15 protein-coding genes are annotated in these 14,943 nt (G+C 55.1%); 7 read left to right on the top strand and 8 right to left on the bottom strand.

Annotation, left to right across the window (positions count from 1 at the left end):
* Positions 1–6 precede the first annotated feature (6 nt).
* Together tcuA and tcuB are read left to right on the top strand one after the other, a co-directional pair.
* Complete coding sequence (tcuA, locus tag ACR0EN_RS16075) at positions 7–1,401, top strand: FAD-dependent tricarballylate dehydrogenase TcuA (RefSeq protein WP_170818920.1); 1,395 nt, start codon at positions 7–9, stop codon at positions 1,399–1,401.
* Positions 1,391–2,461 (top strand): tricarballylate utilization 4Fe-4S protein TcuB, encoded by a 1,071-nt coding sequence (gene tcuB, locus ACR0EN_RS16070; RefSeq protein WP_480587742.1) that lies wholly within the window; start codon positions 1,391–1,393, stop codon positions 2,459–2,461. The genes tcuA and tcuB overlap by 11 nt, the downstream gene beginning before the upstream one ends.
* A 226-nt stretch (positions 2,462–2,687) precedes the next feature.
* On the opposite strand, the gene ACR0EN_RS16065 is transcribed toward tcuB, so the two are convergent.
* The gene (locus ACR0EN_RS16065) at positions 2,688–5,780 is read right to left on the bottom strand and encodes a hypothetical protein (RefSeq protein WP_480587739.1); all 3,093 of its coding nucleotides are present in this window, start codon (positions 5,778–5,780) and stop codon (positions 2,688–2,690) included.
* A 374-nt stretch (positions 5,781–6,154) separates the two neighbouring features.
* On the opposite strand from ACR0EN_RS16065, the gene ACR0EN_RS16060 reads away from it, so the two are divergent.
* Together ACR0EN_RS16060 and ACR0EN_RS16055 are read left to right on the top strand one after the other, a co-directional pair.
* Positions 6,155–6,454 carry a hypothetical protein gene (locus tag ACR0EN_RS16060; RefSeq protein WP_480587736.1) on the top strand — a complete coding sequence of 100 codons (300 nt, stop codon included), beginning with the start codon at positions 6,155–6,157 and terminating at the stop codon, positions 6,452–6,454.
* Positions 6,451–7,485, top strand: coding sequence for a hypothetical protein (locus tag ACR0EN_RS16055; protein ID WP_480587731.1), 1,035 nt, complete (start codon positions 6,451–6,453; stop codon positions 7,483–7,485). Before ACR0EN_RS16060 ends, ACR0EN_RS16055 begins: the two co-directional genes overlap by 4 nt.
* Before the next feature lie 58 nt (positions 7,486–7,543).
* Here ACR0EN_RS16055 and ACR0EN_RS16050 read toward each other — a convergent pair whose 3' ends face one another.
* Positions 7,544–7,780, bottom strand: coding sequence for a PACE efflux transporter (locus tag ACR0EN_RS16050; RefSeq protein WP_170597533.1), 237 nt, complete (start codon positions 7,778–7,780; stop codon positions 7,544–7,546).
* A gap of 104 nt (positions 7,781–7,884) precedes the next feature.
* Here ACR0EN_RS16050 and ACR0EN_RS16045 point away from each other — a divergent pair, with 104 nt between their 5' ends.
* Together ACR0EN_RS16045 and ACR0EN_RS16040 are read left to right on the top strand one after the other, a co-directional pair.
* Entirely contained in the window at positions 7,885–8,145 is a 261-nt protein-coding gene (locus ACR0EN_RS16045) for a helix-turn-helix domain-containing protein (protein WP_170424995.1), read from the top strand.
* Between the two features lie 3 nt (positions 8,146–8,148).
* On the top strand, positions 8,149–8,787 hold the full coding sequence (locus ACR0EN_RS16040) for a substrate-binding domain-containing protein (protein ID WP_480587727.1): 639 nt from the start codon (positions 8,149–8,151) through the stop codon (positions 8,785–8,787).
* Here ACR0EN_RS16040 and ACR0EN_RS16035 read toward each other — a convergent pair.
* From ACR0EN_RS16035 to ACR0EN_RS16010, 6 genes are all read right to left on the bottom strand, one after another.
* Positions 8,784–9,164, bottom strand: a complete 381-nt coding sequence (locus tag ACR0EN_RS16035; RefSeq protein WP_480587724.1) for a hypothetical protein — start codon at positions 9,162–9,164, stop codon at positions 8,784–8,786. The genes ACR0EN_RS16040 and ACR0EN_RS16035 overlap by 4 nt on opposite strands.
* Positions 9,106–9,666, bottom strand: a complete 561-nt coding sequence (locus ACR0EN_RS16030) for an SDR family oxidoreductase (protein WP_480587721.1) — start codon at positions 9,664–9,666, stop codon at positions 9,106–9,108. The genes ACR0EN_RS16035 and ACR0EN_RS16030 overlap by 59 nt, the downstream gene beginning before the upstream one ends.
* 56 nt (positions 9,667–9,722) lie before the next feature.
* Entirely contained in the window at positions 9,723–10,838 is a 1,116-nt protein-coding gene (locus ACR0EN_RS16025; RefSeq protein ID WP_480587719.1) for a lyase family protein, read from the bottom strand.
* Positions 10,831–12,345 (bottom strand): tripartite tricarboxylate transporter permease, encoded by a 1,515-nt coding sequence (locus tag ACR0EN_RS16020; RefSeq protein ID WP_480587716.1) that lies wholly within the window; start codon positions 12,343–12,345, stop codon positions 10,831–10,833. The genes ACR0EN_RS16025 and ACR0EN_RS16020 overlap by 8 nt, the downstream gene beginning before the upstream one ends.
* 6 nt (positions 12,346–12,351) lie before the next feature.
* Positions 12,352–12,819 carry a tripartite tricarboxylate transporter TctB family protein gene (locus ACR0EN_RS16015; RefSeq protein ID WP_480587713.1) on the bottom strand — a complete coding sequence of 156 codons (468 nt, stop codon included), beginning with the start codon at positions 12,817–12,819 and terminating at the stop codon, positions 12,352–12,354.
* A gap of 69 nt (positions 12,820–12,888) precedes the next feature.
* A complete protein-coding gene (locus tag ACR0EN_RS16010; protein WP_480587710.1) occupies positions 12,889–13,848 on the bottom strand; it encodes a tripartite tricarboxylate transporter substrate binding protein in 960 nt (319 codons plus the stop codon).
* 103 nt (positions 13,849–13,951) lie between these two features.
* Between ACR0EN_RS16010 and ACR0EN_RS16005 the strand changes: the two genes are divergently transcribed.
* Positions 13,952–14,869, top strand: a complete 918-nt coding sequence (locus ACR0EN_RS16005; protein ID WP_480587707.1) for a LysR family transcriptional regulator — start codon at positions 13,952–13,954, stop codon at positions 14,867–14,869.
* Positions 14,870–14,943: the final 74 nt, after the last annotated feature.

Genomic DNA, 14,943 nt, shown 5'->3' with positions numbered 1-14,943 from the left:
CAGGATATGGCCACCCAAAAGGAAGCTTACGATATCGCTGTGATCGGTGGCGGGAACGCTGCTTTATGCGCCGCGATAACCGCCGCCGAAGCCGGTGCCCGCGTTCTGATACTGGAAACCGCGCCAAAACCCTATCGCGGAGGAAACTCGCGCCATACGCGCAATTTTCGCTGCATGCATGGTGGCCCTTTGGGCCCGTTGATCGAAGAGTATAGCGAAGACGAATATCTCGCGGACTTGATGAAGGTCACCGGCGGCAAAACTGACGAGCATCTGGCCCGCCTTGCGATCCGCACTTCCGAGGAATGCCTGCCATGGATGGAAGAGCACGGTGTCAGGTTTCAACCCTCTCTTTCCGGAACACTTTCTTTGGCACGGACAAATGCCTTTTTTATGGGAGGCGGGAAGTCTCTGGTGAATGCTTATTACCGAACTGCGGCGGGTTTGGGTATCGATGTTTTGTATGAAGCCGCCGTCACGCATTTGGAGCTGAACGGGGATCGGATCGAATGGGTCGACTATACCTATGAAGGTCAAAACCACCGGATAATGCCAAAGGCAGTCATCGTCGCCTCGGGCGGGTTTCAGGCCGATACGGATTGGCTGACCCGTGCATGGGGTGAGCCTGCAAAAAACTTTCTGATCCGAGGCACTCCTTATAACCGAGGCGTGGTCCTGGCTGATCTTCTGGATCAAGGCGTCGAGAGTGTTGGCGACCCGACCCAATGCCACGCCGTTGCTATCGATGGGCGTGCACCGAAATTTGACGGTGGTATTGTCACCCGTCTGGATTGTGTGCCGTTTTCGATCGTCGTGAACAAGGATGCCGAGCGCTTCTACGATGAGGGCGAGGATGTCTGGCCCAAGCGCTATGCAATCTGGGGGCGCTTGGTGGCAGCCCAACCAGATCAAGTTGGCTATGTGATCATCGACGCCAATTCGTTGAATCTGTTCATGCCGTCGGTGTTTCCACCGCTGAAGGCAGATACGTTGGAAGAACTGGCCGGGATGATGGGCCTGCCTGCCGAAAAGTTGACCGCAACAATCGCTGAATTCAACGCCGCCTGCGGAGACACCAGCGCCTTTCATCCGACAGAGCTGGACGGCGTTTCAACATCTGGCTTGAACCCGCCCAAGACCAACTGGGCGCGTCCGATCACCGAGCCGCCATTTTACGGTTATTCGCTGCGTACGGGCGTAACCTTCACCTATTTGGGCCTCAAAGTCGACGACGCCGCGCAATGTTCGAGCGCCGACGGCAAGATCAAAAACATGTGGGCGGCTGGCGAAACCATGGCGGGCTCGATCCTTGGGCAAGGCTATCTAGCCGGTTTCGGCATGACCATCGGAACCGTCTTTGGACGCATCGCAGGACGTGAGGCCGCCGCTTATGCAAATTGAATTGATACAGGAAGCCCGCCGTCAGGCTGAAATTTGCAACGCCTGCCGCTATTGCGAGGGCTATTGCTCGGTCTTTCCGTCGCTTCATGCGGAACGCGCGTTCTCGGATGGGGACATCACGCAACTGGCCAACCTGTGCCACAACTGCCGCGGCTGCTACTACGCCTGCCAGTACACAGTCCCGCACGAGTTCGACCTGAATTTGCCGAAGGCTCTGGCCGAGGTGCGGAGGGACAGCTGGGAAAGCTTCGCATGGCCGCAGCCGTTGGCGCGCCGATTTCACACCCATGGCGGGGCGATTGCGCTGGCACTTGTGGTCGGATTTGCCCTGTTGTTCTGGGCAATTCGCGCGATAGGTTCCAGCGGAGGGGACGGGTTTTATGCCGTTCTGTCGCATAATGCGATGGTTGCGATTTTTGCTCCGGCATTCTTGCTGCCACTCTTTAGCATTGCCATCAGCCTAAGGCGCTATTGGGCCGAGGTGGGGGGAAAACCCATCAAAATGGCGGACCTGCTGGCCGCCTTCAAACGAGCGGGTAAAATGCAGGATCTTGCCGCAGGTCATGGTGAAGGCTGTAATTTTGAAGACGAAGACCGGTTCAGTCAGGCGCGACGTCATATTCACCACGCGATCATGTATGGCTTCCTGCTTTGCTTCGCGTCGACCTCGATTGCAACGGTTATGCATTATGGCTTTGGAATGCATGCGCCGTACGGGTTCTGGTCTTTGCCCAAACTATTCGGAATCTCCGGCGGTGTGTTGTTGACAGTGGGTTGCTGCGCCATGGCAATTCTCAAGCAAAGGTCCGATCGCAATCTCGGTGATGCTTCGGCATGGGGCGGCGATATCGGTTTCATCCTGTTGCTGGGATTCGTCGGTTTTAGCGGACTTGCTCTTTACGCTTTCGGATCAACGGCTTTGATGCCCGCGTTGCTTGCTATTCATCTTGGATCGGTCCTGACATTCTTCCTGCTGACGCCCTACACCAAGATGGCCCACGGTTTCTATCGGCTTGCTGCTCTTATCAAGGATGCGCAACGGAGAAGAGATAGTTACTAGGCTGCGGCGACCCTGTCGCCCCTTGGGAAGCGGTGGAAAAGTAAAGTTAAATCGCAGCTTGAGGTCTGACTTTGGGATCAGACAGGGCGGTCCCATCTTGGTGTCGTTGAAGCAAATTGCCCTCCTGTATGTAGAGCGCAATCACGATCATGATTCAGCCTAGCGACCGGCACCTCTAGATCGCGCAGCCCGGGCCGATAATGGCCCGGGCCACCCCCAGTTTGCTTTAGCTGGCCAGGCCGCAGGAGGAAGAGTCGCTGTTGTTGGTGGTGTCTGTCTCCGTCACACCATCGGCCGGATTGGCATTGACGGTGATCTTGAAGGGGATCTGCTCGCCACCTTTGACCTCGTCCGGGAATTCGAGCGATAGCGTGGTCTCATCCCCGTTTGGCCCCAGTGCCGGTGTCGGCAGATCGACCACCACGCCGCTCTGGAAGAAATCGACCCGCGTGGTCGAAGGCCCGGCAGCCCCTGCACCAATGTTACGCACGATGATCCTCAACTTGCGCGGCTCCTCACAATACCAAGCCGGGAAGGGTGGCGGGCCGGGAGGGAAGGGCTGCACCGGGATCAGGTCCGGCTTGTCCTCGGGTGGAGGCGGCGGCGGAGGTGGCGGTGGCGGGGGCAGTACCTTTTTGATCAGCCGAGGCACGACTGGTTCGACATCGATGGTTTCCACTTCGCCTTCACCATGGGCAGCGGTGTATACCGCGACCACGTCCAGCGGTGTTTCGCTGTCGATAAAGACAAACCCTTTCAGGAAACAGCATTCGGCCACCCGCAGGTGTCGTGCCACATCCTCGCAATCGATCTCCATCGATTCCCAGGGACCGAGTTTGTTTTTCGTTCTGGCCGAGACATTGCCCGGTTTTTCGTTTGGCAAGGCCGACGACACCCGTTTACGAAAACGCACAGCATCGCCGCTGCCGTTTCCGATGTTGATTGCTGTGTGATAGCGGCCCTGGGACAAAATGCGGCCCTTGGAACAGCCGCAGACGAACTTGACAGCGTAACGATACGTCATCTTCGGTTCTTCCTCCTCGCAGCAAGGGGTGTCATCTTCGGCGCGGTTCACCTCCATTCGGCGAAGGGCGACGTTGTTGTCACCAAGCGCCAGTCGATCGACAGGCAGACTGCCTGCGATCGTTTCGACATTGCTGCGGTCTTCTGGCGTATCCACGCTGGCAAGAATGTATTCCTCGCACAGGTCCTCGGGGCACCATGGGATCGGGCCGACGATCACTTCGTCGCCACAATGCACTGATTGGCCGATAGGTTCGCCTACGATAAGCGGATCCCAGTCATCCGGCCATGTGGTGCCCTTGCCTTCGGTCGCGCGGGCTAATGACAAAGTCACTGATTGGGCTGGGTAGTTGCCGCGATTGCCGATCCGGACATACAGATAATTCTCGACGCAGCGGTGCGGAGTCTCGTGGTCGGTGCCGCCGTCAGGACGGTGCCGATTCCAGATGCCGGGAGCATTGTTGCCCGGTTGGTGCCAAGGGTATTCACCCTGTCGTCCGTCATCAATGAAGACGTCAACATCAGGCGGGGATCCGTTGTAGAGCGCCTGTTTCTCAAAGCCCCAGCGTACCACTTTGTGTGCCCAGCCTCCGGCTGCACCGTCGAATTGAGCAGTGTTCTCGTCTGATTCCTGCAAGGCGCGGGAAAAACCTTCGACTGTGTTGGGCACGATCCCGGCCAAAAGCGGCACCGCCTGCAGGATCAGATAGATCGTGTAGCGGCTGGCATGCAGCCTGTCGTCCAGTTCTGTGGAATCACCTCCAAGAGATCGATAGATTCGGCCCAAAGTAGTGGCATTGATCTCGGTCGACCGATATCCGCCCACGTCCATCGTGCCACCCCAGCCCCAACCCGAGGCGACCGACCGATCCCATCGCCGGGTGATCAGGTTGCTGAAGGGGAAGGTGCGGAAACGATCTGGCGCGATACCCTGCGGATCGTAAAGTATTGCCGCCAGCGCGTCACCAAAGCCATGACAAAAGCCGAAATTAGGCCAATTGAGATGATCCCACAGCACCGCATGCCCGAATTCATGCGCCGATACGCGCGAGTCTGTGGCCATGCCGACTGTGGAGCCATTTGCCGCAAGCGCATAACGAAAGCGTAGTACACCATTGCCTATGGCATTGCCTGGCGCCTGAGCATTCACCGGTCCTGCAATGGGATTGAACCAGCGGTGATCAACATCCACTGGGAAGGTCACCCCGTCGAAATAGCTGGGCAGATCGAAGCCCAAAGACTGGACGAAGCGATACAGGAAATCATGGTTGTAGTACGCACAGACCGCCGCGAAATCGTCGCTGTCGGCGGGATAATCAAAGATCGATGCGGCACCGGCGTTTTCAGTCGGTGGGGCGATGTTCGGTGTGTCGAGATCCCGTACCGCCACCAATTCGCCGCTTAGTTCCACCGGTGCGCCACCGCCCGGTAATATCAACCGTTCCAGCGCCACCAGTTCGCGCTGCGCATCCAAAAGCGCAACCGGGGCCGTCGGATCAAGCTCTGAATCTCCTGAAAGTGATATCGGGTCGTCTGTGAAGACGTAGCCCGAAACACACCCCACCAATGGCCGGATGTAAAGCACCGCGCCGGTCTCCCAATCAACCAGCGCTCGCCAGTTCAGCTCTCCGTAGTCGGGAATTTTGCAGCCAAAATGTACAAGGCTTACGAAACGCCATTCACCGTCCTTGATGCCCTTTGGTACACGACCGATCTCTGGCAGCGGGGTTAACTCGGCCCCTTCGATCTCGCCTGGTTCTTTGTGTGGCAGGCGATGTTCTGCGTCGTAGCGATAGACAAAGTCCCGGGTGTCATTAACCTTAAATTTTGTGAACTTGGCCCCTTTCACAGCTTCGCGCAGAACCGTGCCAGCTTGTTTGTCGCGGCCAGCAGGCGGAGTAGGGGCGTTGCTGAGTTCGATATCGGCAGCAACACTTGAGGACGAACCGGTGACCACATTGTCTGGGCCGGCCATGCGCAGTGTCAGACCGCGCTCCCAGACCGGAACACCGTGATGGGTCTGACGAAATGTGTAGACCAGAAAAGACTGTACTGCCTTGGCTTCTTCCAGCCGTAGCTTGCTGCCCTCCTCGCGATTGTACTTGCCTGAAACACTCTCGCCGAGCCTGTCAAGAAAATCAGGCTTTATCCGGTAAAGCCCCGCCACTTCGGCGGCATAAGCCTGCGCCACATCCAGCGCACTGGTTCCTGTAGAACGCCCTCCAAGAGGGTCGCCATGATGCTGAAGTCCAATGATCGCGCCGTCTGGCGCGCGTTCAAATACTGTTTCGGGCATGTCTGCCTCCGTTCAAAATCATTCTAAAACGCTGGGCCAGAAGCCCTGGATCGCCCGGCCGAACGGCAGAAAAAAGAACTTGTTGTAATAAAAAAGAATAACGAAGCGCGATGGCCGGAGAGACCCAGCGGCGATCCTGCCAACAAAGCTATCGTAGCATTTATTGCCGATTCCCGCAAAAATCTGCCAGCTAAGCCTGAAGGCACGATCACCTTTGTTTTGCTATCGCCGCTCACCCGAGGCTCTCGGTCAAGGCGGAGCTGTAGCTGCAGGTATGTAACGGTTAGGGCCGTACAACTGGCATCGAATTTGCACCGCCATTGCGGATGTAATCACTGTGTTGCCGAAGAAGAGGGTCATCAGACTAGGAAGCCATGAATATCCTCTACGCGGACATTCACATTGATGGCCTAGAATGGTGCGACCGGATTTTCAGGAAATACCGTCCTATCGCACCGCTGCATTGCCTGACCAGTCGTTCGCGACAACGCTTGGCATTTTGGGCGCTATTAGAAATGGTGGCGCGGAATTGCGAGCGCGGCGAGATGAGTTTTCCGCATTCCTGTTGCATAAGCTACATCAGCTTTGTTTGGGCATACCCAAGCAACCATCTTGGGTTGGTGCACAAAGATGGTAACCTGATCTGCAAGACGATTGCAGGAGAAATGCCATGAACAATTCGTCGCAGCTTTGGGGCACCATGTCAGTGCGCGATCATCTTCGACCGAGCGCTTTCGTCGCCGAGTTGGTGCTTTTCGAGACACTGGTGATCCCCCGGCCACCGCAAGGAGCGACCTGGCCTGCAAAATGGAACCCGGTGCGCCAGGACAAGATACTAAGCTGGATTCCCAGAGATCGTTTGATGGAGGTTTCCTGGGACAACGCGCACCACATGGAGTGGAAAAAACGAAAGATCGCTACGGACGCCGAAATGGATGTGGCCGATCTTCAGCAACAGCCCGGATTCGAAGCAGCGCAAAAGGAAGAGGATTTCGATGCGCCTGCGTTTCACCTAACCCGTCGGGTTCTTCAGGATTTCGTGGATGCCAAACGGAACCGGGCGCTGATCAAGGGAATACCTCTCACCGAGGTCGCAGTTATCCCGGCCTATGATGGCCCTCAGGCTTTCCTTGATGACACTCCAGAGCAGGAACCTTTGCTGCGCGCGTTTGGTTGGGAATTTCTGGTTCCACATCACGAAACTGCTGAGGGCAAGACACGCTCTCATCAAGACCAGATCAAGGCCGCGCTTGATCTTTGCGCAATGCCTGAGGTGCAGGAACACCGCAACGCCTTGCGTGCCTGGACATCGGTCGAAGCTTTGAGAGGAACCAGCAAACAAGAGGCGCGCGAGCGCATGGAGACGCTGGTTAAGGCCTACGCAAAGGCTGTTGCAGCCACCAAAATACCAGTCAGATTGAAATGGGGCGCGGGCATCGCTGAATTCATTGGTGCGATCGCAGCTTTGTCCATCAATCCTGCCTTCGCACTGCTCGGACCGGCGATCAAATTGGGCGAAACAGCAGTCGAGCCCCATGTTGAAAAGGCGGCAGAGATTCCCGATGCCATAAAACCCGCAGGATTAATCCATGCCATGCGAGAAGAGTTCACAAATGCTCAGGTCGCACACCTGAACTTTGACGACGCTCAACGGACCAGGATTGAAGATCACTGGCCCAATGGTTCCCCATATCTGTTCCTTTAGCGGATGATGAGAATCCCATCATCAGCATAAAGGCATACGCATTGGGCGTAATCACTGGTCAGTTGCGATAACTCGAAACAGACGAATTGGACTGGTTGACCAGTTTGAAATGCGACCAATCAAACGTGATATTAAAGACAACGTTCCAAAGCATCGCTGCCAAGGAGAAGAACACCCCAAGCATCAGTGATTTCTGCGCGTCGATATGTGTGATTAGCGGAAGTATTAGGGCAATACTTATAAGCGCAAAGATCTCGAACAACACCGCGTGCACAATCCGACCGGCAAAGCTCATGAAAGTTCTCCTCAATTCATATCGTTGGGCAAGTAACGGACTGTTGTTGCGATCCATAAAGCTGCCTACCATACTGATAATAGATAGATGGAAAGAGGGTTCTGATGCGCGCGTCATTCGAGCAGTTGGCGGCGTTCGTTACTACCCATAACGAAGGTTCCTTTTCCGCCGCAGCCAGAAAACGCAACAAAGCACAATCGGTGATCAGCACTTTGGTCGCCAATCTAGAGGTCGATCTGGATGTCGAGCTTTTCGATCGCAGCCGAAGATATCCCTCGCTTACCAAAGCAGGAGAGGCGTTGATCTCACCGGCCGAAATTCTGTTGGAACAGCGCAGCCGTTTTCTAGCGGTTGCAGATGCCTAGTCCATGACATTGGAAAACCGCGTTACCCTCGCCATGGCGCCGCACATCAAACTGGCCAATCTGGGAGAGATCATTCGCAGCTTCAGTGAAGAATTTCCTTCTGTCGATGTGGAGATACGTGCCTTTACTGCCGCTGAGATTCAGCGATTGATCGTCGATGGTGTGGTGGATTTGGGGGTTATTCTGGAACCTGAGGGCATCCCCCAGGCACTAGACTTTTGCGCATTGGGCACGCTCAGGCTGGTGTGTGTCAGCCATCCCGAAGGTCCGCTTGCTCAAATGTCGTCAGTCTCTTGGGAAGAATTGCGACTACATCTTCAGATATTATTGAAGGAAGCCGATAATCCCAACAGCGCTATCCTTAAGGCATCGTCGTCTATTTGGCAGGTCAGCACTGCATCGGAAGCCATTGATCTTGTGCAGGCCGGCCTAGGGTGGTCGGCGCTGCCATTGCACGCGGTGGACGTCTTTGTTCAGACCGGAGCGTTAAAAATCCTGCCACTGCAATTCGAGACCAAGAACTACGCCGAACGCTCGGTGGATATGATCTGGTCTTTCGAAAGGCCTATAGGTCGAGCGACGGTAAGGCTTAAGGAGTTGCTCGCTGAAAAAGCCGTTATTCAAAATTCCAACGTGACTTAAGCCTCATTTCGAAGCTCCTCGGCGAATGAGGTAATGGTGTGTTTTGGCGCTCCAAAAATCCCACGGGTTTCTCTGTCCACTTGCTCTTCCCGCAACTGTTGCACAAACGTCAAAACGTGTTCGATGAAAACGGCCTGCTCTTCCGGCAGCCCCATTTCATCAAGAGCATCCATGGGTAACTCAACCACCTCCGCCTCGGGGGCGAAAGAAGCGAGGAATTCTTTGGCCGCTTCGGTATACATGACGGCCTGTTGACCCTGCACGGCAAATTCCATGTTTTTGGCAGCATCGTTACCGATGGCATTGTGGACGAGTTCTTCAAGATCGCTGGGATTGGTGAACCAGATTGGATGAATGTGATTTCCGATTACGGCCAATTGATTGTCCATCAATAGCTTGGGCAATGAATCCAAAAAAGAAGGAGCAAAAGAAAAAAGTATTAGGAATGCCAGATGCTTTGATGGCATTGATCCCGCCCGTGCGTATCGCGTTGGTGCCATAGGCCATGCCCTCGGTCGAAAACTGCGGATAAGCGTAGTCGACCCCTGCAATTTGCATGATGTGCTGAACATCGACCTCTTTTGCTGCCGCGATAATGTTAATTACGCCTTCCCGCTCTGTGTGGAATGGTGCGGTGGTGTCCAGAGATTCGGCATTCAGCGTAATGTACAGCGTCTCAGTGCCGTGAAGGGCTGATCTCAGGCTGGCCAAGTCCGACACGTCGCCCTGGATAAGCCGAACCTGCGTGGGAAGCATTGATTTTGCCGCCTCAGGATCACGCACGATGGCAGTTACTTCTGCACCTTTCTCAACAAGTTTCGCGGTCACGCGATGCCCCAAATGGCCTGTGGCACCGATGATTGTGATCTTCTTGGTCATAGTGGCATCTCCTGTGTTCTGCCACGCTTCGACAAGTCAGGATGCGATGTGTTTAGTTATGATCTATCTAGATGATAGATACTATTCACAGGGCGATAAGACGAAACCAGCAGCGCCATCGCGTTAGTATCGGTCACTAAACTCTTGAACATCCGTTCCGACCAATGCAGCGCGCCGGAAGTCAAAAGAAAGACCTCGGGAACAACGATCCATTCCCCAATCCAGACGCCACCGGATCGTTCATGCTCATGATGGGTCAGTTCACCTATTTGTCCGGCCCGTTGGCGTCCCAGCCGAGCGACGGCCTCCCCAAATTCCGATGCGCGTTGATTTCGTTTGTGGGTCATCGCTGAAGACGATCCTTTGCCAGGTTCATGAACTTCGGCGAATTCACCGATGTCGGATGATGACAGTTGATTGACGTTGTGGGCGATTTTGCACAACGTCCCGCAAAGCGAGCCAAGGGCGGTGACGATGTCAGCGATACCGTCACGAGCGTTCTGCCAGTGCGGTTCGACGACGTTCAGACCGAGTGAATGAGCAACATCCTGTTTAATCTGGCGACCAATGCCATTTTCATATCCGCGCAAGTCTCCGACGGGGCCACCAATCTGCACATTCAATCCACGTTTTGCTGCCTCTTGAAGTGCCTCAGACCGCCGACCCAGTTCAGATCTCCAGACTTCAAGCTTCGTCGCAAGGCGAATGGGCACAGCATGCTGACCATTGGTTCTTCCCATCATCATTGTGTCTGGATGGGCGGAAACATGATGAGCGATCGCAGCCATGACATCGCCGAGGGTGCTTTGTATTTGCTCAAGCCCCAGTTTCATCTGCATCGCCAACGCCGTGTCCATCACATCCTGCGTGGTCGTACGATAGTGCACATGGGCCGAGTGTTCTGGCAATAGTTGGCGCAACTGTTTGGCCAGTCCTACGATGGGGCGGCCAACAAACATCATCTCTTTCCGCAATTCTTCATGGTTCAGATCGCAGATCGAAATCTCCTCAATTGCCTCAGCAGCCTCAATCGGGATTAGACCAGCCGCAGCTTGATGCGCCGCAAGAACCTGTTCGACCTTAAGCCAGGCGGATATCGTGGCGTGCTCAGACCAGATCGACCGCATATCGGCGATGGAAAAGCAATCTCGGTAGATACTGTATTCAAGCATCTTCGAGCCCTCCACGAGAGATGCGGCGTTCTTTGACGATACCTCGGATTCGGAACGCCATGGCAGCAAAGCCGACGATGATGAACACAAGAGCTATGGGGCGTTCGACAAATATCAGTGCGCCGCCTTCGGACATCAGTAGGGATTGGCGAAAGGTTTCCTCGGCACCCTTAGCCAGCACAAAGGAAATTACGAACGCTGCAACGTTGAAGTCGTATTTCCGCATCAGCCAGCCGGCGAACCCCGCTACGGTCATGACGGTTACGTCAAACATCGATCCACGGGCTGAATAGGCCGCCACAAACGCGGTTAGGAAGATCAGTGGATACAGCACATTGGTCGGAATCTTCAGGATCAGGCGGGCAACTCGTGTGGCGCCGAAGTAACCGATCAAGCCATAAGCCAGAATACCCAGCATGCCGCATGCAAAAAGTTTGTACACCAGCTCCTTATCCGTCAGGAATAAGGTCGGACCAACCTGAATGCCGTGGATCAGGAAAACGCCCAGCAATATTGCCCCGATGGTCGAACCTGGAATGCCCAGCGTCAGCAATGGAGCCATTGATGGACCGGACACAGCATTATTGGCAGCCTCAGGTGCGGCAACGCCTTCTAGTGCCCCCTTGCCCCACATCTCGGAGTTGTTTGCGCGGCGTTTGCCTTCTCCATAAGAGATGAACGCCGCGATCGCTGATCCCAGGCCGGGCAATACTCCGATGCCTGCGCCGATGAACCCACCACGCAATGCGTGCGGAAGACAGGGTTTGTATTCCGCCCAGGTCAGGCTGTTGCCATCCGCTGTGGTTTCATTCTCTTTGGTCTCTCCGGTAGCCTTGCGGCGGGATTCTAGCTGCGCGAATACTTCGCCCAATACAAAAACACCTATCATCAGGGGTACCAAGCCGATGCCATTGGATAGATCGAACGATCCGAATGTATAGCGCTCTTCGCTCGAAATCGGGTCCAGCCCGACCATGGCGATCAGGATGCCCATCAAGGCCGATACCAGACCCTTGACGATGGAAGTGCCAATGACAGAACCGATTACGACAAAAGCGGCAAAGTAGATGGCGAAAGTCTCAGGCGGGCCGAGTTTCAGTGCGACGGCCGCAATGAAACCTACACCGATGACCAGCAGGACATCCCCCATCAGGTCGCCGATGACGGACGAGATTGTCGCCACTTTCATAGCTTTTCCTGCTTTGCCCGCTCGTGCCAACGGATAGCCATCGATCTGAGTCGCTGCACTGGCCGCTGTTCCGGGTGTGTTGAACAGGATTGCTGCGATCGAGCCGCCGTACCGACCGGACTTGCCGATCACATACAGAAATGCCAACGCAAAGATCGGCGACATATAAAAGGTGATTGGAAGCAACATCGCGATAGCCGCAGAGGCAGTCAGGCCAGGTGTCGCACCAACCACCATCCCAACCGCCGCTGCAAGTACGATGGCAAAGAGCAATGTAGGGTCAGTCACCACCGACAGAAGTGCAGGAAAGATCTCCATGATGTTTTACCCCTGAATCCAGCTGAGAAGGTCGAAAACTTCGCCATAAGGCGGGTACACACCCAGCAGGACAAAAAAGATGAGATGGAAGACCAGCGGGCAAAGAACGATCGACAAAACCAATCCGATCCGACTGCGTACGCCGAAAATGTAGAGGACGATCGGCGTCACGGTCGCAGTCGGCAGCAGGTAGCCGAACCAGCGGAACGACTGCTGGTACAGCATAGCGATGATAAACAGACCTATGATCTGTAAAGTCGCGTTGCTGTCTTGATCGTCACTTGTATCACCCGCCGTCTGGCGCGTTGCGCTCAACACCATAACACCGGACAGAGCAAGTAGAGCGAGAGCGGCGGAGAATGGCACAATCCCGGCCCATGTATCGCCCGGAGATGCGGCCGGTACTTGCCAGGCCCCCCAGATTGCAAAGATTGAGATGAGGGCAAGCACCAGACCTTCTGCATAGGCACGCATGTCTTTCCTCCGAGATATTAACATGAACAAGGGGGTCGGGTGACCATTGTTCACCCGACCATGAGGACATTAGTTGGTCAGGCTTTGGACCAAGGGAGTGGCGTCCTCTTTCATTGCGGATAGGGTTGTTTTTGCGTCCGCTCCATTCTGGTAGACCGGGCCGGTTCCGCGTGAGGCAAGGAGTTCCGCAAATTCTGGCTTGGCGGCAATTTCTTCCAGCGCGGTCTCCAACGCAGCAATCACTTCTACCGGTGTGCCCTTAGGTGCAAAGACGATCACTGGGGATGATACTGCAGCGAATGGAATGCCCAGCTCACCAAACGAGGGGACATCAGTCATGATGCCATCCCGCTCCTGACTGTTGACGGCCAGTGCCCTCAATTGCTCTTGAAAACCAGCAAGTTGCTGAACGCCAAGGAACCCGAAATCAGCCTGCTCGCCGATCAGGGCAGCCCGGGTCGGCCCGCCGCCTTTGAACGGCACATCCTGGGCGTCAATCCCGTTACTGGCCAGAAAGCCCAACCCACCGACGTGGTGGAATCCACCACGCCCAGAGTGTGCCCAACGCAGCTCGCCGGGATTGGCCTTGGCCGCGTCAATTAAATCCTGAACGGTCTGATACGGACTGTTGACTGGCACCATAAGCGACGTCTGCAATTGTCCTACCTGAGCGACAAAATCGAAGCTCTCCAATGCATCAATGTCAGTATCTCGGGTCATCGTCGACAAAAGGAACGATCCTCCGGATGTCATCATCAGAGTATACCCGTCGGGCCGTGCGCCAACCACCGCATTGGCCCCATTCAGGCCGCCCGACCCCGGCTTGTTGACCACAACAACGGGCACATCCAGCGTGCCTTCCGCCGCGGCCGAGATGGCGCGGGCATAGGCGTCAGTACCGCCCCCGGCCTTGTAGGGAACAATCAGGTTGATTGGTCGTTTTGGCCAATCCGCTGCAAAGGTTGCGGTGGCAGTCGTGGTGACGGCTATGGCGGCAATAACAGCACCAAGAAGCGTTCTGCGTTTCATGAGTAACCTCCCAAATTCGCTTGGGATCAAATTACGCGAAAACATCAATTGTAAAAAATGCAAATATGTTATCTACTCTTGCAAAAATTGAAAGTATGGATTGATGAACATCAAGGCCCTACGCGCCTTTCGCGCAACATTGTCCGAAGGCTCGCTAGTTGCCGCATCCGAGATTCTGCACCTTAGCCAGCCTGCGATCAGCCGCTTGATTTCGGGGCTCGAGGCCGAACTCAAGCTGACGCTGTTTGACCGCAGCGGCCGCAATCTGACCCCGACACCCGAAGGGTTGGCGTTCTACCGCGAGGCAGGCCGCATCCTGGACAACCTTGATGAAGTTCCTCGGATCGCTGCCGAAATCCGGGCAGGTCGCACGGAAACTCTGAGGATTGTAACCATGCCCCGAATTGCGCAGTCGCTGTCAGCCCCGGCCGTAGCGCGATTCATGAAGGTCAGCCCCGGCACCAATATCAACCTTGATGTCCGGGCAAGACGTGAAGCGGGGAAATGGTTGGCCGGACGAGAATACGATATCGGTATTGGTGCTTTGCCCGTCGATCATCCGGGCATTGTCACTAAACCTTTGTTGAGAGTGAGAGCACAAGCGGTCTTACCATTGGATCATCCTCTTTCCATCCGAGAAGAAATTACGGCAAGTGATCTCGCGGAAGAAACTATCATACGCTTGATGCACGGTCTGTTGTTGCGCGACCAGTTGGACGATATTTTTCACTCTGCTGGTGTCACACCAAAGCAAACTTGCGAAGTGGCAGCATCTCAACTCGCGTGCTCGCTTGTTGCAGAGGGTGCTGGTGTAACTGTTGCGGACGAGTTGGTCGTCGCCCAAACCAATTCGGACAAACTAGCACTTGTACCGGTGACGCCTGAACGCTGGATGACGTTTGGCCTGCTTTACCCGATCGTGGATGCGAAGTCCGATGCCTTGCTTTCATTCGAAAAAGAGTTGTTTGGCGTGGTCAACGCGTTGGCTCAACTAAGCCCGACGCTTGAACGTGTTCAATGACCCTGTCTGCCGGACTCCATGTTTCGACAGATTGGGACTTACGGGAAAGATGTAATGATTGCAGTTTTCTACCC

The sequence above is a fragment of the Ruegeria sp. AB7 genome, assembly GCF_056542625.1.
Note: the sequence above shows the minus strand (reverse complement) of the source record. Positions and strands in the feature narration are given on the sequence as shown.